This window comes from Streptosporangium sp. NPDC000239, from assembly GCF_040300765.1.
In the GTDB taxonomy this organism is placed as follows: Bacteria; Actinomycetota; Actinomycetes; order Streptosporangiales; family Streptosporangiaceae; genus Streptosporangium.
Genome location: NZ_JBEPEI010000011.1, coordinates 133,985 through 150,970 on the forward strand (window position 1 = coordinate 133,985; position 16,986 = coordinate 150,970).

At 72.8% G+C, this 16,986-nt stretch carries 17 protein-coding genes; 6 read left to right on the forward strand and 11 right to left on the reverse strand.

Annotated elements, in window-relative coordinates:
* The first annotated feature begins 98 nt into the window (after positions 1-98).
* Positions 99-842 carry an SAM-dependent methyltransferase gene (locus tag ABT340_RS25645; protein ID WP_352013374.1) on the forward strand — a complete coding sequence of 248 codons (744 nt, stop codon included), beginning with the start codon at positions 99-101 and terminating at the stop codon, positions 840-842.
* Between the two features lie 173 nt (positions 843-1,015).
* Here the strand turns inward: ABT340_RS25645 and ABT340_RS25650 are convergent, their stop codons facing one another.
* The 5 genes from ABT340_RS25650 to ABT340_RS25670 form a co-directional block, all read right to left on the reverse strand.
* Complete coding sequence (locus ABT340_RS25650; RefSeq protein ID WP_352013375.1) at positions 1,016-1,870, reverse strand: S1 family peptidase; 855 nt, start codon at positions 1,868-1,870, stop codon at positions 1,016-1,018.
* A 32-nt stretch (positions 1,871-1,902) separates the two neighbouring features.
* A complete protein-coding gene (locus ABT340_RS25655; protein WP_352013376.1) occupies positions 1,903-3,387 on the reverse strand; it encodes an alpha/beta fold hydrolase in 1,485 nt (494 codons plus the stop codon).
* A 191-nt stretch (positions 3,388-3,578) separates the two neighbouring features.
* The gene (locus tag ABT340_RS25660) at positions 3,579-4,439 is read right to left on the reverse strand and encodes an aminoglycoside phosphotransferase family protein (RefSeq protein WP_352013377.1); all 861 of its coding nucleotides are present in this window, start codon (positions 4,437-4,439) and stop codon (positions 3,579-3,581) included.
* A 37-nt stretch (positions 4,440-4,476) separates the two neighbouring features.
* Positions 4,477-6,066 carry a multicopper oxidase family protein gene (locus ABT340_RS25665; protein WP_352013378.1) on the reverse strand — a complete coding sequence of 530 codons (1,590 nt, stop codon included), beginning with the start codon at positions 6,064-6,066 and terminating at the stop codon, positions 4,477-4,479.
* Positions 6,059-6,472, reverse strand: a complete 414-nt coding sequence (locus ABT340_RS25670) for a hypothetical protein (RefSeq protein WP_352013379.1) — start codon at positions 6,470-6,472, stop codon at positions 6,059-6,061. Before ABT340_RS25670 ends, ABT340_RS25665 begins: the two co-directional genes overlap by 8 nt.
* 107 nt (positions 6,473-6,579) lie before the next feature.
* Between ABT340_RS25670 and ABT340_RS25675 the strand changes: the two genes are divergently transcribed.
* Positions 6,580-7,458: a LysR substrate-binding domain-containing protein gene (locus ABT340_RS25675; protein ID WP_352013380.1), complete on the forward strand. Its 879-nt coding sequence runs from the start codon at positions 6,580-6,582 to the stop codon at positions 7,456-7,458.
* Here ABT340_RS25675 and ABT340_RS25680 read toward each other — a convergent pair.
* On the reverse strand, positions 7,433-8,056 hold the full coding sequence (locus tag ABT340_RS25680; RefSeq protein ID WP_352013381.1) for an SRPBCC family protein: 624 nt from the start codon (positions 8,054-8,056) through the stop codon (positions 7,433-7,435). The genes ABT340_RS25675 and ABT340_RS25680 overlap by 26 nt on opposite strands.
* Before the next feature lie 143 nt (positions 8,057-8,199).
* Here ABT340_RS25680 and ABT340_RS25685 point away from each other — a divergent pair, with 143 nt between their 5' ends.
* On the forward strand, positions 8,200-8,847 hold the full coding sequence (locus ABT340_RS25685; RefSeq protein ID WP_352013382.1) for a TetR/AcrR family transcriptional regulator: 648 nt from the start codon (positions 8,200-8,202) through the stop codon (positions 8,845-8,847).
* On the opposite strand, the gene ABT340_RS25690 is transcribed toward ABT340_RS25685, so the two are convergent.
* The gene (locus tag ABT340_RS25690) at positions 8,813-10,144 is read right to left on the reverse strand and encodes an MFS transporter (protein ID WP_352013383.1); all 1,332 of its coding nucleotides are present in this window, start codon (positions 10,142-10,144) and stop codon (positions 8,813-8,815) included. The genes ABT340_RS25685 and ABT340_RS25690 overlap by 35 nt on opposite strands.
* Positions 10,145-10,201: 57 nt before the next feature.
* On the opposite strand from ABT340_RS25690, the gene ABT340_RS25695 reads away from it, so the two are divergent.
* Positions 10,202-11,128, forward strand: coding sequence for a LysR family transcriptional regulator (locus ABT340_RS25695; RefSeq protein WP_352013384.1), 927 nt, complete (start codon positions 10,202-10,204; stop codon positions 11,126-11,128).
* On the opposite strand, the gene ABT340_RS25700 is transcribed toward ABT340_RS25695, so the two are convergent.
* From ABT340_RS25700 to ABT340_RS25715, 4 genes are all read right to left on the reverse strand, one after another.
* Complete coding sequence (locus tag ABT340_RS25700) at positions 11,106-11,945, reverse strand: pentapeptide repeat-containing protein (RefSeq protein ID WP_352013385.1); 840 nt, start codon at positions 11,943-11,945, stop codon at positions 11,106-11,108. The two genes, ABT340_RS25695 and ABT340_RS25700, sit on opposite strands and share 23 nt — an antisense overlap.
* A gap of 76 nt (positions 11,946-12,021) precedes the next feature.
* Positions 12,022-13,191: a serine hydrolase domain-containing protein gene (locus tag ABT340_RS25705; RefSeq protein ID WP_352013386.1), complete on the reverse strand. Its 1,170-nt coding sequence runs from the start codon at positions 13,189-13,191 to the stop codon at positions 12,022-12,024.
* A gap of 203 nt (positions 13,192-13,394) precedes the next feature.
* Positions 13,395-13,781: a hypothetical protein gene (locus tag ABT340_RS25710; RefSeq protein ID WP_352013387.1), complete on the reverse strand. Its 387-nt coding sequence runs from the start codon at positions 13,779-13,781 to the stop codon at positions 13,395-13,397.
* A gap of 143 nt (positions 13,782-13,924) precedes the next feature.
* A complete protein-coding gene (locus tag ABT340_RS25715) occupies positions 13,925-15,070 on the reverse strand; it encodes an alpha/beta hydrolase family protein (protein ID WP_352013494.1) in 1,146 nt (381 codons plus the stop codon).
* 119 nt (positions 15,071-15,189) lie between these two features.
* Between ABT340_RS25715 and ABT340_RS25720 the strand changes: the two genes are divergently transcribed.
* On the forward strand, positions 15,190-16,326 hold the full coding sequence (locus ABT340_RS25720; protein WP_352013388.1) for a sensor histidine kinase: 1,137 nt from the start codon (positions 15,190-15,192) through the stop codon (positions 16,324-16,326).
* Positions 16,323-16,970, forward strand: coding sequence for a response regulator (locus tag ABT340_RS25725; RefSeq protein ID WP_352013389.1), 648 nt, complete (start codon positions 16,323-16,325; stop codon positions 16,968-16,970). Before ABT340_RS25720 ends, ABT340_RS25725 begins: the two co-directional genes overlap by 4 nt.
* Positions 16,971-16,986 lie beyond the last annotated feature (16 nt).

The following is a 16,986-nucleotide window of genomic DNA, read 5'->3' on the forward strand; positions in this document are numbered from 1 at the left end:
CTTCCGAAGTGTTTCGAGTGCCGCCTCCGGCCGGTGCCCTCCGGGGTCGGGCCGGAAATGTGTGGTCTCGTCTGTGGGAGATGGGACAGATTGGTGCCATGGAACGTCAGCTCATCAGTCATCTCGCTCATCGTGACCACCCCATCGCCGCGCCGGTCTCCGGCGCGCAGGTGACCCGGCTGTTGCGCCGGGCCCGGTTGCCCGAGGGGGCGAGGATCCTGGACCTCGGCTGCGGCGAGGCGGCGTGGACGTTGCGTGCGCTCGCGCTCTACGAGGACGCGACCGCCGACGGCGTCGACATCTCCGCCGACGCGCTCAAGGCGGCCGAGGGGCACGCCGAGGTCCAGGGCGTCTGGGAGCGTGTCCGGCTGCACGAGAGGCCGGCTGCGGATTTCCCGGTGGCCGAGCGCTACGACCTGGTGATCTGCGTCGGGGCGACGCACGCGTTCGGGGGTCTTGGCCCGGCCGTCGAACGTGTTCGGCGCTATCTGCGGCCGAACGGGCTGGCGCTCGTCGGTGAGGGGTTCTGGGAGTGCGCGCCGACGCCGGAGGCGCTCGCCCGGCTGGGGGCGGGGCCGTCGGAGTATTTCGACCTGCCGGGTACGGTCGCCGCCGCCGAGTCCGCTGGTTTCGACACGGTTTACGCGTACACCAGCGACCTGTCGGAATGGGATGACTACGAGTGGTCCTGGACGGGGACGTTGCTGCGCTGGGCCAATGAGAACCCCGGCCCGGACGCCGAAGCGGTCCGGGCGGCCGCCCTGGAGCATCGCGCCATGTGGCTGCACGGCTACCGGGGGGTTCTGGGCTTCGTCACTCTCCTGCTTCAGCGAACAGGCTGACCGCCGGGCCTGACCGGTTTCTTCCGGCGCCGCCGTCGTCGTCTCTGCGCGCTTCGGGTGCGCGGCCCTTGGCCGCCCGGCCGGCCAAGGGCCGCATCAGGGCCGCATCAGGGCCGCGCCAGGGCCACGTCGTGGGTCGCTCGTGGCCGCTCCGCGGCCCGTCAGGCGGCCCGTCAGGCGGCCGGAGCCGTGTGGGGATCCGCGGATCGCGTGCCCGGCCTGGGCAGCGTGCAGCCGGGGCGTTCCAGGTCGAGTTCGTTGCCCGCTGCCACGCAGGCGGCGAGCTGGTAGGTCTGGGTTCCGTAGGAGGCGCCCTTGCGCACGCTGACGGCGCCGTCGCGGTTCATCTCGCAGGGGTTGTCCAGCGTGCATCGGCGGCCGTCGCGGTTGCTGGTGTTGTTGATGCCGACGACCTTGCCGCTTCCGGCGTCGACGATCGGGGATCCGGAGGTGCCGGGGCCGGTGTCGCACCGCGGGGTGTAACGGATGACGTCCTTGGTCATGTAGCCCACCTCCAGCACCCGGTAGACCAGCGTGTCGATTCCGCACGAGAAGATCTTCTTCGTGCCTGCGGAGATCACCCGGATGTCCGTGCCCGGTGCGGGACGGTCCGTCGACATCGTGAGAGGCCGGAGGCCGTGGTCGCGTTCCAGTTGCCGGTAGGTGGTCTCCAGCCGGTACAGCGCGATGTCGGTGCCGGTCATGGTCACGTAGACGGCTCTGGCCGCGTGCAGGGTGACCGCCGGTTCGCCTTCGCGGCCGAGCAGGTCGATCAGGAGATGGGACGGCTGGTCCACCAGGGCCTCGTCCGGCACCGGCCACGCGCCCTCGTAGCAGTGCCCGTTGGTCAGGACGAGGGCTTTGTCGTCGGCCGTGGTGGCCGGGGCCCGTACCAGTGATCCCGAGCAGCCGCCTGCGACGGCGGTGCCGGTGAAGTCCGTGGCCGCCGCCTGGGCGGGGGATGTCGGCAGGGTGAGGCTGAGGAGGATGGCGCTCAGTGTCGCGCCGATTCGCCGGAACGTGCGCATCGTGGGTCCGTTCGTGGGAGGGGTCGCGGTCGTCACGCGCCGGGACAGGTGCCCGTGGCGGTGCGGCCGGTGCGGAAGAAGTCGATCACCTTCGAGGCGCAGGGCAGCCGGCGCAGTGAGGCGTGCGCGCCGTCCTGGACGGTCAGCAGTGTTCCGCCGACGGCTTTCCACGCCTCGACCGCCCACGCGTACGGTGTGACGTCCTCGTCGAGGTGGCCGGACAGTTGCAGCGGGCTGGTTCCCCTGACGGGTTTCCACGGGCGTGCGGGCCATGGCCACTGCCCGCACCAGCCGCTGCGTTCGAAGTAGCCGCCGGTCGCGGGGAAGGTGGTCTTCCTGGCCTGCGCGGCCGCCCACATCTGTTCGAAGTCGCGGCCGCCGACGCCTTCGTTGCAGAAGATCGCCTGGTACTGGATGAGGTTCAGGCCCAGGGAGGTGTCGTCGAAGCCGAACGTCTTCGCGGGTCCCGGGCCGGGGGACGCGGACAGCGGGACGCCGCCTTCACGGACGGTGGCCAGGTCTCTGGCGGAGGAGACCCAGCTTCCCGGTCCTCCTCCGAGGAGTTGGCTGACCCATTCACCGTTGATCACGGTGTTTTCATCTATTTTGCGGGGTTTGCGGTGGAGTTTGTCGCGCAGCGTGAATATGGTCTTGCGGACCATGGCGTCGGTCGTCCCGAAGTGGTACTCGGTGTCGTGCCGGGCCAGCCACGGGACGAACGCGGTGAAGCGTCTCTCGTTGAGCGCGTCCGCCGAGGCGTCCATGGCGGCCAGGTCGATGACGGGCGGCATCACCGAGTCCACCCACATCGCGTTCACCCTGTCGTCGAACAGCGACCGGTAGTTCAGGCCCACCGCGGTGCCGAAGGACACCCCGTAGAAGTTGATCTTCGATTCGCCGAGGGCCGCGCGGATCGCGTCGACGTCGCGCGCTATGTTCGTGGTGGTCAGCTGCCGGACGAAACCGGGGTCCTTGGCGGCGCACCGCTTGTTGTACGCGGCGTCCTGGTCGAAGGCGGCCCTCGCCTGCGCCTTGGGGGAGGTGGCGGACGTGGCGGGCGGAGGATCCCCCCAGTCGCATTTGATCTTGTCGCTGTAGCCGACGCCTCTGGGGTCGAACCCGATCAGGTCGTGGTCGGCGGCCAGCGTGCCGAGCCCGCCGGCGGCGTACGTCGCCGGCGCGTCGATGTTGGTGACGCCGGGGCCGCCGGGACTGATGACCAGCACACCGCGGCGCCTGCCCGGGTCGGTGGCCTTGATCCTGCTCACGGCGATCTTTATCTTCCGGCCCTGCGGGTTGGCGTAGTCCATGGGAACCGTCAGCGTGGAGCATTCGGTCCTGGTGTCGCCGGCGACGGGCCAGTTCTTGGCCGCCTGGGCGCATTTCCGCCAGGTCAGAGGTTCTTCGGCGGCGTGGGCGCCGGCCGCGCCGGCGGTTGCGAGACTCGCCAGGCCGGTCAGGCACGCGATCGCCACGGGTGTCAGGCGTTTGCCCGGTAGTGCACGGATGCTGAACACGGTCGAACCTTTCGACGGTCCTGCCCGCGCCTCCGAACGCGCGGGGCACGCCTTCGGGCGCACGCCGCCCACCCTGGGGGGCGAAGATCTCCACGCCGCAGCGGCCTCGTATCGGTGACCGCGCGGCCGTGTATCGGCCGTGTATCCGCGCAGGGCGTCGTCCCCGCGGTGAGCCGGTGAGGCTCGATTCCCTAGGGGAGAGTCACCTGGTGGAGGACGTGGTCGCCGACGGCGGCCATGCCGGGGTTGTCGGCGGAGTGGGCGGCCAGGGCGGTGCCCATGACGAGGGCCCAGCCCCGTGCGCGTTCCCAGGTCGTCTCGTCGGCGTCCACGCCTGACCGGAAGACCTCACGCGCGTCCTCGTCGAACACCAGCCACGCGGCGGCGAGGTCGGTGGCGGGGTCACCGCCGGTGAGGTCGCCGAAGTCCAGGACGGCGGCCAGGCCGTCCCCGCCGATGAGGAGGTTTCCCGGGTGCGGGTCGCCGTGGAGCCAGAGGGCGGGCCCCTGCCAGGGCGGCAGGGCGGCCAGTCTCTCCCACAGGGGAAGGAGCCCGGCCGATCGGGGGATGGACGACAGGCGTTGCCGTACCACCTGGTCGCGGGCGGCGAGCGGGACGCCTCGGACGGGGTTGCGCGGCGCGTCGGGTGGTGCGGGCCGGTGGAGGCCCGTCATGAAGCCGGCCAGCGGGACGGCGAGGCCGGAACGGCCGGACGGCGGCACGTCGGCGGCCGGGCGGCCCTCGAACCAGGGCGCGATCGTCCACGGCCACGGGTAGCCCTCACCGGGCACGCCGGTCCTGACGGGCACGGGCAGCGGGACCTCGACGTGGCCGGCCAGGACCGGCAGCCAGCGTTGCTCGTTGACGATGAGGCCGGCGGCGGCCCGGCGGCGCGGCAGCCGTACGGACAGGTCCTCCCCGAGGCGGTAGACGACGTTGTCCCAGCCGTTGGCGACGAGGGTGAGCGGGCCCTCCAGGTCCGGGTGCTGCAGGCGGATCAGGCGGCGGACCAGGTCGTCGTCGACGTCGGTCTCGGCCGCGGGGGTGTTCACCCCGCAACGATAGTCACGCCCGCGGCCTGTGCGCGGGTCAGACGATCTCGAGGTTGGCCATCATCGCCATGTCCTCGTGTTCGGCGTTGTGGCAGTGGAAGAGGTAGCGGCCCCGGTAGCCGTCGAAGCGGGTGATGATCTCCACCGCCTCGCCGGGGCGCAGGGAGACGGTGTCCTTGAGGCCCGCGTCGTGGGGCAGCGGCGGGCGGCCGTTGCGTGAGAGCACCCGGAAGCCGACCAGGTGGAGGTGGACGGGGTGGTGGACGTCGGCGATCAGCCGCCAGATCTCGACGTCGCCGAGGCGGACGGTGACGTCGGAGCGGGCGGGGTCGAAGGGGAGGCCGCCGATGAGCCACCCGTGCCCGCCGTGCGTCCGCCCGGCGCGGAAGGAGAACTCGCGGGTCACGGCGGCGTCCGAGGGCCGCCAGGACGGCAGGTCGGTGGACAGGACCGGGGGGACGCGGCTGTCGTCGGTCGTGGCGCGGGTGATGTGGAAGGCCATGACGTCGCGGGTGCGGCCGGTGCCGAGGCGGTTGAGAAGTTTGACGCGGCTGCCGACCGGCAGGCCGGTGAAGTCGACGACGACGTCGTAGCGTTCGGCCGGGGCGACGGGAAGGACGTGGTGGGTGACGGGGGCGGCGAGCAGCCCCTGGTCGGCGCCGATCTGGACGAGGGGGAGGCGGCGCCCGGTGTCGGTGACGGCTTCGAGTTCGTAGTGGCGGGCGTTGGAGGCGTTCAGGACGCGCAGGCGGTGGCGGGCGGTGTCGGTTTCGTGGACGGGCCAGGGGGCGCCGTTGACAAGGATGACGTCGCCGAGGACTCCGGCGAGATAGGGGTCCCGCACGCCGGGCCGCAGGCGGAGGGTGGGATCGAGGGAGGGGTAGGTGAGGGTGCCGTCGGCGGAGAAGGCGCGGTCGGTGATCATGAGGGGGAGTTCGCGGGCTCCGGAGGGCAGGCCGAGGTCGTCCTCGGCGTCGTCGCGGATGATGTGCAGCCCGGCGAGGCCGCGCCAGATGGCCGGGGCGGTGAAGTCCATGCGGTGGTCGTGGTACCACAGGAGGGTGGGGCGCTGGTCGAGGGGGAAGGTGTAGTCCCGGCTCAGCCTGGTGACGGCCGCCCGCGGGTCGTGCATGGTGTGGGCGCCCGCGTCGTGCGCGGCGTGCGTGGTCTGCGGCCAGTGCGCCGGCAGGACGAGGTCGGTGGGGTATCCGTCGGACTCCGGGGCGGTCCGCCCGCCGTGGAGGTGGACGACGGTCGGTACGGACAGGGTGTTGTGGTGGGTCACGGTGACGGGGCGGCCGCGGCGTGACTCGATGGTGGGGCCGGGGAAGGTGCCCTCGTAGGTCCACAGCGGGGTCCTGACGCCGGGGAGGATCTCCGCGGTCGTCTCGCGCTGGGTGATCTCGTAGTGGTCGGTGCCGCCGGAGGCCCCTGCCGGGGCCAGCGTGGCGGGGACGGGCAGGGGCACCTGGAAGGGCGGCGGCAGCGGCAGGGCGCTGCGCAGTTCGGTGCCGGTGACGGCGGGGCGGCGGGCGAGGGCGGCCGAGGTCGTCAGTCCGGCGGCGGCGGCGAGACCGAGGGTCCCGCCGATGCCCAGGAGCCGCCGCCGGGTGATGTCGTCAGGCATGGCGGACGGTCCGTGGCCGGGGGCCGGTGAGGGGGCGCAGCCACAGGGCGACGAACAGGACGGTGAGCGCGGTGACGGTGATGACCCCCAGGGGGATGTGGAGCCACAGCGCGCCGTCGAGCCCGGCGAGGTACTGGACGGTTTCGGCGGCGACCACCGCCGTGGTGGCGAGGAAGGGCCAGGCCCGGCGCAGCCGTATCCAGGCCGTGAGCGCGGCGATCATCTGCAGGTAGCCGATGGAGGTGACGACGTCGGCGCCGACGGCGTGCAGGTGGAGGCTGTCGTAGTCGCCGGTGAGGTAGGTTCCGGCGAACACCGGCTGGCCGATGATCGCCACGGTGTGCGCGCCGGCGAGGACGCGCAGTGCCCACCCCGTGGGGGTCGTCCGAGGCGCGGTTTCGGTCATGGGTTTTTTCTCGTTCTGTTCGCGGGTGTCGTGGCGCCCCCGAAACTATGGGCTGCGGGTTATCCTGTCCAAGATCAATATTGCTATGGTGTTATGCCTTGGGGGGCATGATGGAGCTGAACGCGCTCAGGCAGTTCCTGGTGGTGGCGCGGCTTGAGCACCTGAGCCGGGCGGCGGAGGAGCTCCGCGTCGCCCAGCCGTCGCTGAGCCGGACGATCGCCCGGCTGGAGGGAGAGCTGGGCGCGCCGTTGTTCGATCGCAGCGGCAGGCTCCGGCTGAACGACGCGGGCAGGCTTTTCCGCGGGTACGCCGAGCGGTGCCTGGGCGAGCTGGAGGCGGGCAGGCGGGCGGTGGCCGAGGCGGCCGGTGAGGGTCTGGGCGCCGTACGGCTGGCGTCGGAGACGTTCCTGACCCTCACCGGTCCGCTGGCGGCCTACAAGCGGGCCCATCCTCGCGTCGAGACCGAGCTTCGCTGGATGCCGGCCGAGGACATGGGGCGCCATCTGCGGGCCCGGGAGGTCGACCTGTGTGTGGCCTCGCAGCCGATCCACGCCGACGGGCTGGAGTCGGCCCGTCTGCTGGAGGAGGAGGTCGGGCTGGCGGTGCCGTCCGGCCATCGGCTGGCGGGACGCGCCTCGGTCGGGATCGAGGAGCTCGCCGGGGAGTCCTTCGTGGCCGCCCGCGGGGGGCACTGGCAGCGGCGGCTGCTGGAGCGGCTCTTCGCGGCCAGGGGGCTCACGCCGAGGGTGGCCTGTGAGGCGGACGAGTCCGGCGCGATCGCCGATCTGATCGGCGCGGGGCTCGGCGTGGGGCTCGTCCCGGCTTTCGCGCGGCGGGCCGTGTGGAGTGTGCCGCTGGTGTGGATCGCGGTCGACAGCCCCGACTGCCGCCGCACGCTCACGTTGTTCTGGGCGGCCGACGGTCATCTGTCGGGCGCGGCGCGCCTGATGCGTTCGGCGATCACCGGATGGGACTGGGCGGGGTGACCCGGTGCCTCTCCGCGGTGGTCTTCAGGTCGCGCAGCCAGGCTTGCAGGCCCGCGCCGAGGATCGCGGTCGAGGTGGGGACGTCGGCTTCGACCTGGGGGCCGGTCCAGGTCTCCTCGGTGTGGACGCGGACGCCTCCCTTGACCCTGGTGAAGGTCCACAGGTGGGTGCCGCGGTCGATGCGCACGCCGTCGCCGACGGCGGGCCCGCTCCACAGGATGCAGGTGTCGCGCTGGATCCGCCGGACGGTGGAGGTGATGCGCAGGACGGTGGCCGGGGTCGTGGCGGTGGCGGGGGCCGGGGTGGTCCACCGGAAACGCGAGCCCGCGCGCAGGGGGCCGGGGTCGAGGCGTTCGGCGGTGAGGACGGGGGCCTGCCAGCCGGGCCAGCGCTCCACGTCGGCCTGGAGGGCGAAGACCCTGCTCAGGGGTGCCTTGATGAGGATGTCCGCCTGGTGGCGGATGCGGGCGGCGGGGTCGAGGCCCTCTCCCCGGCAGTGGGGGGCGGGGCCGGGCTGGGCGGCCACGGCGGGGGCGCCGCCCGCCAGCAGGGCGGTGACGGTGAGCGGGACGGCGAGGACGGCGAGAGCGCGGGACACGGGTTCCTCCGAACCGGCTAGAAGCATGTGCTTTCGTTAGAAGTTATAACCAAGCCGCGAGGAGGGTGTCAACGAGATTCGTGATAAGTTCTAACTATCCCTTGATGGTGTAGCCCTGTCGGTGGGGCGGAAAGGCGGAGGCCTTGGCGGAGACGGACGCGAAGAGCCCCAGGGAGCGCTACCGCGCCCAGGTGCGCGCGGAGATCAAGGAGTGCGCGTGGGAGCAGATCGCCACGGCGGGGGCCTCCGCGCTCTCGCTCAACGCCATCGCCAAACGGATGGGCATGAGCGGGCCCGCCCTCTACCGCTACTACGCCGGCCGTGACGAGCTGATCACCGAGCTCGTCGGCGACGCCTACCGGAGCCTGGCCGACACCCTGCGCCCGCTCTCCGAGGCGGGGGCCGGGCTGGAGGCGCTGGCGCACGCCGTCCGCGGCTGGGCGCTCGCCGACCCCCAGCGTTACCTGCTCATCTACGGCACCCCCGTGCCCGGCTACCACGCGCCCGACGACATCACGGTCATCTCATCGCAGATCATGGGAATGCTGCTCGACGCCTGCGCGGAGTCCGTGCCGGACGGCCCGGCGGCGCCGTTGGAGGAGCATCTGGCCGGCCACCGCGGATGGGCCGGTGCTCACCCCGCCCCGCCCGCCGTCCTGCACCGGGCCCTGGTCCTGTGGACCCGGCTGCACGGCGTCCTGTCCCTGGAACTGGCCGGGCACTTCGCGGGGATGGGGTTCGATCCCGGCCTGCTCTTCACGGCCGAAGTGGACCACCTGCTGGGGCGCTGAGCGCGCGCGTGCCCGTCCTGAGCCAGCCCACCACGGGCGCCGCGCCCACCGCGACGCACAGTGCCACGATCACCAGGCCCGCCCGCAGGCCCGAGGTGGCCAGCGCGGTGCCCATGACCGCCACGCCCACGGCGCTGCCGAGTTCACGTGCCGCGCTGTTGAGCCCGGAGCCGAGCCCGGCCCGCCCCGCGGGCAGCCCGGCCATGATCTGGGTGGACAGCGCGGGCAGGGCCAGCCCCATGCCCGCGCCCACCAGGACCAGCCCGGCGGCGTAGAGAGGGTAGGGCAGGGTCGTCGCCCAGGCCAGCCACCCCAGCCCGGCCACCACGGACGCCAGGCCGCCGGCCACGGCGGGCAGCGTCGGCGCCCGCCGCCCGGACAGCGCGACCATGGGGATCACGAGGGGCAGGATGGCCAGGCCCGTCACCATCGGCGACAGGCCGCGCTCCTCCTGCAGGAAGCGGGCGTTGACGAAGAACAGGGCGAAGAGCCCGAAGAACAGCACGCTCACACCGAGGGCCCCGGCCCGCAGCTCGCGCCGGGCGAAGAGCCGGGGGTCCAGCAGCGGGCGGGGGATCCGCAGCTGGTGCAGGACGAATCCCGTGAGCACGACGGCGGCGGTCGCGAAGGCGCCCAGGACGACGGCGGACGTCCAGCCCGCCTCCGGCCCCTCGATGATGGCGAAGACCAGGGCCAGGCAGCCCAGGACGAGCAGGCCGGTGCCCACCGGGTCGACGGCGGCCGCACGGCGGGGCTGACGCGGGACGAGCAGGCCGGTGACCCCGGCCAGTAGCAGCGCGAGCAGGGCGGGGACGGCGAAGAGGGCCTGCCAGGGCAGGTATTGGATGATCAGCCCGCCACCGACGTTGCCGACGACCCCGGCGGCGCCGCTCGCGGCGCTCCAGAGGCCGACGGCGTGGGCCCGCCGCTGCGGCGGGTGGGCGGCCACGGTGATGGACAACGAGGCGGGCATGATCATGGCGGCGCCCGCTCCGCTGAGCGCGCGGGCGGCGATCAGGGCACCGGTGTGCGGGGCGAGGGCGGCGGCGAGGCTCCCGGCGGCGAAGACGGCCAGGCCCGTCAGCAGCACGCCCTTGCCGCCGAGACGGTCCCCGGCCGCCCCCATCGGGATCAGTAAGCAGGCGAAGACCAGGACGTAGGCGTCGACGATCCAGACGAGCTGACTCTCGGTGGGGTGCAGGGCACCGGTCAAGGCGGGCAGGGCGAGATTCACCGCGGCGACGAGGGAGACCACGAGGACCGACGCGGCGCACATCACGATGGAGGTTCGATTCACGAGGCCACGGTAAAAAGACCCAAACCTAACCTCAAATGCATATTTATCATGAGATATATGCGCCAAACGCAACCAAGTCTGGACCTTCTCATCGCCCTGGACGCCCTGCTTGAGGAGTGCAGCGTCTCCGGGGCCGCCCTGCGGCTGGGACTGTCCGAACCGGCCATGAGCCGCACCCTGGGCCGGATCCGCCAGGCGATGGGCGACCCCGTCCTGGTCAGGTCCGGTCAGCGGATGGTTCCCACACCGCGCGCGCTGGCCGTGCGGGCCGAGGTGCGCGGCCTCGTCGAGGGGGCGCGGCGGGTGTTCACACCCGCCGTCTTCGAACCGGCCACCCTCAGGCGCGACTTCGTCGTCCTGCTGTCGGACGCGGTGGCCACCACCGTCTGCGCCCCCCTGCTGGCCTGCGTCGGCGCCGCCGCGCCGGGGATCCGGCTGCGGTTCGTCCCGGAGGGGCACGGCGACCAGCGGGCGCTGCGCGAGGGGACGGCCGACCTGGAGATCGCGGTGATCTCCGACCCCTCACCGGAGACGCGTGTCGAGCCGCTGGTCGACGACCACGGGGTGGGCGTCGTACGGCCGGGCCACCGGCTGCTCGGCTCCCCGGTGACCCCGGAGCGCTTCGCCGCCGCCGAGCACGTCGTCTCCTCCCGCCGGGGCCGTACGGCGGGGCCCGTCGACGCGGCGCTGGCCGAGCGGGGGCTGCGGCGGCGGATCGTCGGGTCGGTGCCGACGTTCACCGCCGTCCTGCTGGCCGTACGCGGGTCCGACCTGGTCGGCATGGCGCCCGCCCGCATGTCGGCGCCCATGATCGACGCCCTGGGGCTGGTCACCTTCCCGATCCCGCTCGACCTGCCGGAGATGGCCGTCTCACAGGCCTGGCACCGGCGTCACGACGCCGATCCGGCGCACGCCTGGCTGCGCGGGCAGGTACGGGCGCTGTTCCCCCGGGGGGAGGTCCTCACCAGTGGGCGGGACGGGTGAGGGAGGCGGGGACGCCGGTGGCCGCGTCGCCCTTGGCGGCGTCGAGCTGGGCCTGGGTGAGGAAGATGCTTCCGGCGAGGTCGGCGCCGCGCAGGTCGGCGCCGCGGGTGTCGGCCCCGGTGAGGTCGGCCATGGTCAGGTTCGCGCCGCGCAGGTCGGCGCCGATGAGGTAGGCGCCGCGCAGGTTGGCGCCCCTGAGGTCGGCCCCTTTGAGTTTCGCGCCGATCAGATCGGCGCCCCTGCGGTCCCTGCGGGGGCCGGGGACGTTCGCGCGGGCGAGCTCACTGGCCCGCTGCAGGAGGGGGTTGACCTGCGTGCGCCGCGCCATGACGTCGGTCCGCGCGAGGACCTCCGGAGACTCCCGGGTGAGCGCTTCGAGGGCGGCCCGCGCCTCGGTGAGCGCGTCGCGGACGGGGGCGGTGCCGGGGAGCGCGAGGGCTTGCGTCAGATACCACAGCAGTTCGTGCAGGTCACGCATGACGGGGAAGACCTCGAACATCCGCCTGGCCGTACCGGGGGAGGAACGCCAGTCACGCCCGCCGAAGGTCACCTGGGAGACCCGCTGCCCGGCGCCGAAGCAGTCGTAGACCGTGCAGCCCGCGAAACCCCGCCGGCGCAGGGAGGAGTGGATGCCGCAGCGGAAGTCGGCACCGAGGTTGGGGCAGGGCTGGTGCGCGGGCTTGTCGATGGCGAAGTCGGAGGAGGCGGAGAAGGCCGGGACGGTGCAGCACAGGGCGAAACAGCTCGCGCAGTCGGCGCGCAGATCACGCGGGTCGGTCGCGGTCGTAGGGCTGGGATGAGCGTGGTCGCCGGACAACGTGCTGTGTTCTCCCCTGTGAGATGTCGCCTCAGGGCACCTTAGCCGACCCGGCGAAGGGCCCGGGCCGGGCCGCTCAACGACCGGCGGGATCGGCGGGGGAGTTCGCGGCGGCGTGCAGGGCGTCGAGCAGCCGCAGCGGACGCCGGTCGGGGCTGGGCGCCGACCGGAGCTGGTTGGTGGCGTAGGAGAACCCGACGCGTTCGGCCGGCCAGGCGGCGTGGCGCGAGCCCCCCATGCCCGCGTGCCCGAAGGCGTCCGGTGCCGGGCCGAAGATCGCCGCCGCGGTCTGCAGCTCGAAGCCGGTCCCGTAGGCCATGGGGCTGTTCCAGAGGGGCTCGATGCCGTGCCTGAGCAGCCTGCGGCCGTTTTTGAGGGTGGTCTCCTTCAGGACGCGGATGCCGTCCAGTTCGCCGCCGCGCGCCATGCAGGCGTAGAAGCGGGCGATGGAACGGGCGGTGCCGTGGGCGCCCGCCCCGGGCAGCTCGGCGGCCCGGAAGCCGGCGCTGTTCCACAGGGCGGGGGCGTCGGGAACGGAGATGGGGTTGCGGGCCAGGTCGCGCAGCGGGTCTCCGGTCGGGGGCGCGTCGGGGTCGGCGAAGACGAAGCCGGGGGCGACGTGCGTGGTGGCCACCCGGTGGTGGTGCTCGCGGGGCACGCCGATCCAGACGTCGAGGTCCAGGGGGCGGGCGAACTCCTCGGCGAAGAAGGTGCCCGCGCTGCGGCCGTCGACGCGGCGGATGAGCTCGGCGGCGAGCCAGCCGTAGGTCAGGGGGTGGTAGACGAAGGCGGCACGGGGGTCGGTGAGCGGCTCCTGGGCGGCCAGCAGGGAGGCCATGAAGACCGGGTCCAGGAACTGGCCGGTGGTGAAGCTCTCCCGGACGCCGGGGAGCCTGGCCTGGTGCGACATGATCTGGGTGACCGTGATGGCGGACTTGCCCGCGGCGGCGAACTCGGGCCAGTAGCGGGCGGCGGGGGCGTCGAGGTCGAGCCGCCCGCGCTCGGCCAGCAGGAGCACGCAGGCGGCGATGAGTCCCTTGGCTCCGGAGAACACCAGCTGCAGGGTGTCGCGCCGCCAGGGGGCGCCGCTGTCCGGGTCGGCGCTGCCGCCCCACAGGTCGGCGACGAGCCGCCCGTCGTGGTAGGCGGCGAACGCGGCGCCCACCTCGGCGGAACCGGTGAAGTTACGGGTGAAGGCCTCGGCGACGCCTTCGTAGCCGGGGGCCGTGAAGCCGTTGACGTTCATGGGTGCGCTCGCTTTCCCGGGCATGTGCCGGTGGAGTCTCCCGCCCAGGCGGCACGCATAGATTGCGGTAATCAGTGCATTTCGCCCGTTATGTTATTAGATCGGTTGATCTCGCCCCGCTCGATGGAGGCGCTGACCGCCGACCGGCCAGGTTGCGCCTCCGAGGCTCGGCCATGTGATCCGAGCCCCGGACGGCTTGTGGCTCAGCAGAGGACGTTGACGCCCGTGACGAGGTTGCCGGGGTCCAGTGGCCGGCTGGACCAGGGCTGCACGCGGTCCCATCTCTGGTCCGCGTAGATGACGTCGAAACCGTTTCCGTGGGCGCTGCCCCGCCTGTAGTGGTCATTGATCGTGTGATAGCCGCAGCCGTCCACGTTCCACCACGACCCGCCCGCGCCCTGGCGTCCGCCCGAGAGCTCGATGCACGCTCGTCCCGCGTCGCACCCGCGTGCCCAGTACCCGCCGCCGACGGCGGCCTGAGTGTGGGGGGCGGGGGCGGCCAGGGCCGGGGTGGTCAGGGCGGCCAGGGTCAGGCCGCCGGTGCTGACGACGGTGACGGTGAAGGTGACGATCCTGCTGCCGATGCGCATGTGAACCGCTTTCCTTGAGATGTTCCCGGTGGGGCTGGTGTTGCCGCTTGGGATCCTGCAGTAAACGGCTGTTCGCCGTCTGTATCCGACCGGCTACTTTCGGCTATCGGCCCGTCCGGTGTGGTCTCGGGTCACCGGGCCGTCTACCAGATCCTCACCTCGGGAAAATCTCCCGACGGCCTGTCCAGCAAGGGCTGGCGCCTGCCCTTGAGGTGCAGGTCCAGGAAGGCGGTGACGTACCTCCGGGTGATCGTGACGGCGCGTTCGCCGTCGAGAGCTGCCCCGGGCAGCCCGAGCTGCGGCTGGAGCACCGCGTAGTCGACGAAGCTCATGTGCTCGGCGCCGGTCACGGTCAGCCAGCGCTTCCAGCCGCCGGTCACGTGCGGCCAGAACTCCTCCCATGAGGAGTCCCGGCCGCCCGCTCGCGGCTGGTGCCTCGGGGTGCCGACCATCATGAAGGGCTTGTCCAGCGGCCGGGCCGGCGTCCTGGGGTTGTAGGTGCCGTCGAGGTTGACCGCGGCCTTGATCCGCCTGGAGACGGCAAGCAGGTGGGCGGCGCTCTGGCCGCCGGCCGAGTGCCCCACCATCGCGATGTTCCGCTCGTCGATCAGCCGGTTCCAGCGTTTGCTCCTGCTCAGCCGGTCCAGGACGAACTCGGTGTCGGCGGCCCTGACCCGGGCCACCTTGGCGCCGGTCTCGGCGGTCTGCCCGGCCTTGCCGGCCTCGAAGGTGACGGTCCGCCCGTCGGGGAACGTGGTGGCCACCGACTCGTAGGTGTGCTCGATCCCGGCCACCAGGTAGCCACGGCTGGCGAACTCCTCTGCCAGCGACGTCATCGTCGCGCGGGGCAGCGACATGCCGGGCGACAGGACCACCAGAGGCCATCCGCCCTTGCGTCTCAGCGCCGGGGCGTCGGCGCGGGCGTGTGTGGTGGTCCTGGCGAGGGTGTCGCCCGGTACGCCGTCGAGCTGCGGCACCGCCCTGATGATCAGTTCCGATTCCCGCGGCGTGACGTAGGGGGCGAGCCTGCCGCCGCCCCTGCGCGCCGGGTACCAGACGGAGACCATCAGTTCGCGTACGTCCCGGCCGGCGACCCAGGGGTCAGGGCGGCTGGAGTCGATCAGGTGCAGGTTCGTCTCGCCCACCGGATAGGCGCCGGTCGGCGCCGGGAGAGCGGTCACCGGGGAGGCGGCCGAGGGCGGGGCCGTCACGGGCGTGGGAGCCCCGGCCGGGGGCGCGCTCAGGGGCGCCGGTGAAACGGAGAACGCGAGCACGCTCGCGGCCAGCATCTTCTTCACGCGGTCAACCGTGCCGCGCGGCCCCGCCGTACGGTCCCCGGCGAACGTCACACGGCGTCTGCGACTTTCGTAGGGGGTGTCCCGTCCGGGCGGGCTTGTAGCCTCTCACCATGATTGACCGGGCATCGAGGATCGTCGACCGGGCCGCGCCCTGGGCGCTCGGCGTGGCGGTGTTCCTGCTGTCCATGGCGGCGACGGCCGGTTCGATGGGGGTGCGCTCGGCGCTTCCCGTGCCGGTGCTCACGGCCGTGGCGGCGTGCTGCGGTGTGGCCGCGGCCTTCGCCAGGCGGTGGCTGTGGCCGCTGGCCGCGGCGGGCGCGCTGTCCTACGCGTGGCTGGTGATGTGGCCCGCCGCCGTCGCCGCCTCGTACTACGCGGGCACGCGGCTCGGCCGCCGCGGCCTGTGGCTCTACGCCGGTGGCGCGGTCGCGCTGCAGGCGCTGGGCGGGTTCGTGTCGTACCGGAGCGAGGGGTATCGGGCGCTGGTCGCGGGCACGGTCGTCAACGTGCTGATCCTGGGCGGCGCCATGATGGGGCTGCCGCTGTTCGCCGGGCTGTGGGTGCGCGCCAGGCGGCAGGTGTTCGACGCGATGCGCGAGCAGTCCGAGCAACTGCTGCGCGAGCAGGTGCTCCGCGCCGGCCAGGCACGCGACCAGGAGCGGGCCCGCATCGCGCGGGAGATGCACGACGTGGTCGCCCACCGGGTCTCCCTGATGGTCCTGCACGCGGGCGCGCTGGAGGTCAACGCCCCGGACGCCCGTACGGCGGAGGCCGCCGCGCTGATCGGCGGAGTGGGCAGGCAGGCGCTGACGAACCTGCGGGAGGTGCTCGGCGTGCTGCGCTCATCCGATCCGGTACGCGGCCCGCAGCCCACGCTGGCCGACCTGGACCGGCTGCTCGACCAGTCGCGGGCCCTGGGCATCGTGGTCAGCCGCCACGACGAGGGCGAGGCGCGCCCGCTTGCGCCGACCGCCGAGCGCACCGCCTACCGGGTGGTCCAGGAGGCGCTGACCAACGTGCACAAGCACGCGGGCGGCGCCGAGACCGAGGTTCGCCTCCGCTACCGGGCCACCGAGCTGGAGGTCCTCGTCCGCAACCGGCCCTCCACGGCGGACGGCGGCCTGCCCGGCTCCGGATGGGGCCTGGTCGGGCTGCGTGAACGCGTCGAACTGGTCGGCGGCAGGCTGGAGGCGGGGCCGCGGGCGCAGGGCGGCTTCCAGGTGCTGGCCGGGATCCCCACGGCATGATCCGCGTGCTGATCGCCGACGACGAGGCACTGGTCAGGGCCGGGCTGCGGATGATACTTGAGGCGGCGGGCGACATGGCGGTCGTCGGCGAGGCCTGTGACGGTGACGAGGCCGTGGGCGCCGCGGCCCGGCTCAGGCCGCACGTCGTCCTGATGGACGTGCGCATGCCGGGCACCGACGGGCTGAGCGCCGCCGCCCGTGTGCTCGCCGCCCCCGAGGCGCCCAAGGTGATCATGCTCACCACGTTCGACCTGGACGACCACGTCCACGAGGCGCTTCGGCTGGGCGCCGTCGGCTTCCTGCTCAAGGACACCCCGCCGCGTGATCTGGCGGCCGCCGTCCGCACGGTCGCGGCGGGGCAGGCCATGCTGTCCCCCACGGTCATCAAGCGGCTGATCGGCTCGTTCGTCGACAGGGCTCCCTCGCGGGCCGAGTCCGCGCGCGGGCGGCTCGCGGCGCTGACCGCCAGGGAGGAGGACGTGATCAGGGCGGTGGCGCGTGGCCTGTCGAACGCCGAGATCGGGCGGGAGCTACGGCTGACGGAGGCGACGGTGAAGGCGCACGTCAGCCGGGTGCTGGCCAAGCTGGGCCTGGCCAACCGGGTACAGGCGGCCATCCTCGTCCACGACGCCGGCCTCGGCTGACCGGCGCGGCACCCGA

What these genes read in the sequence shown, in the direction of transcription:
- ABT340_RS25645 (WP_352013374.1), top strand. Translation starts at nt 99, where the DNA reads ATGGAACGTCAGCTCATCAGTCATCTCGCTCATCGTGACCACCCCATC.
- ABT340_RS25650 (WP_352013375.1), bottom strand. Translation starts at nt 1,870, where the DNA reads ATGCGCACGTTCCGGCGAATCGGCGCGACACTGAGCGCCATCCTCCTC.
- ABT340_RS25665 (WP_352013378.1), bottom strand. Translation starts at nt 6,066, where the DNA reads ATGCCTGACGACATCACCCGGCGGCGGCTCCTGGGCATCGGCGGGACC.
- ABT340_RS25670 (WP_352013379.1), bottom strand. Translation starts at nt 6,472, where the DNA reads ATGACCGAAACCGCGCCTCGGACGACCCCCACGGGGTGGGCACTGCGC.
- ABT340_RS25675 (WP_352013380.1), top strand. Translation starts at nt 6,580, where the DNA reads ATGATGGAGCTGAACGCGCTCAGGCAGTTCCTGGTGGTGGCGCGGCTT.
- ABT340_RS25695 (WP_352013384.1), top strand. Translation starts at nt 10,202, where the DNA reads ATGCGCCAAACGCAACCAAGTCTGGACCTTCTCATCGCCCTGGACGCC.
- ABT340_RS25705 (WP_352013386.1), bottom strand. Translation starts at nt 13,191, where the DNA reads ATGAACGTCAACGGCTTCACGGCCCCCGGCTACGAAGGCGTCGCCGAG.
- ABT340_RS25710 (WP_352013387.1), bottom strand. Translation starts at nt 13,781, where the DNA reads ATGCGCATCGGCAGCAGGATCGTCACCTTCACCGTCACCGTCGTCAGC.
- ABT340_RS25715 (WP_352013494.1), bottom strand. Translation starts at nt 15,070, where the DNA reads ATGCTGGCCGCGAGCGTGCTCGCGTTCTCCGTTTCACCGGCGCCCCTG.
- ABT340_RS25720 (WP_352013388.1), top strand. Translation starts at nt 15,190, where the DNA reads ATGATTGACCGGGCATCGAGGATCGTCGACCGGGCCGCGCCCTGGGCG.
- ABT340_RS25725 (WP_352013389.1), top strand. Translation starts at nt 16,323, where the DNA reads ATGATCCGCGTGCTGATCGCCGACGACGAGGCACTGGTCAGGGCCGGG.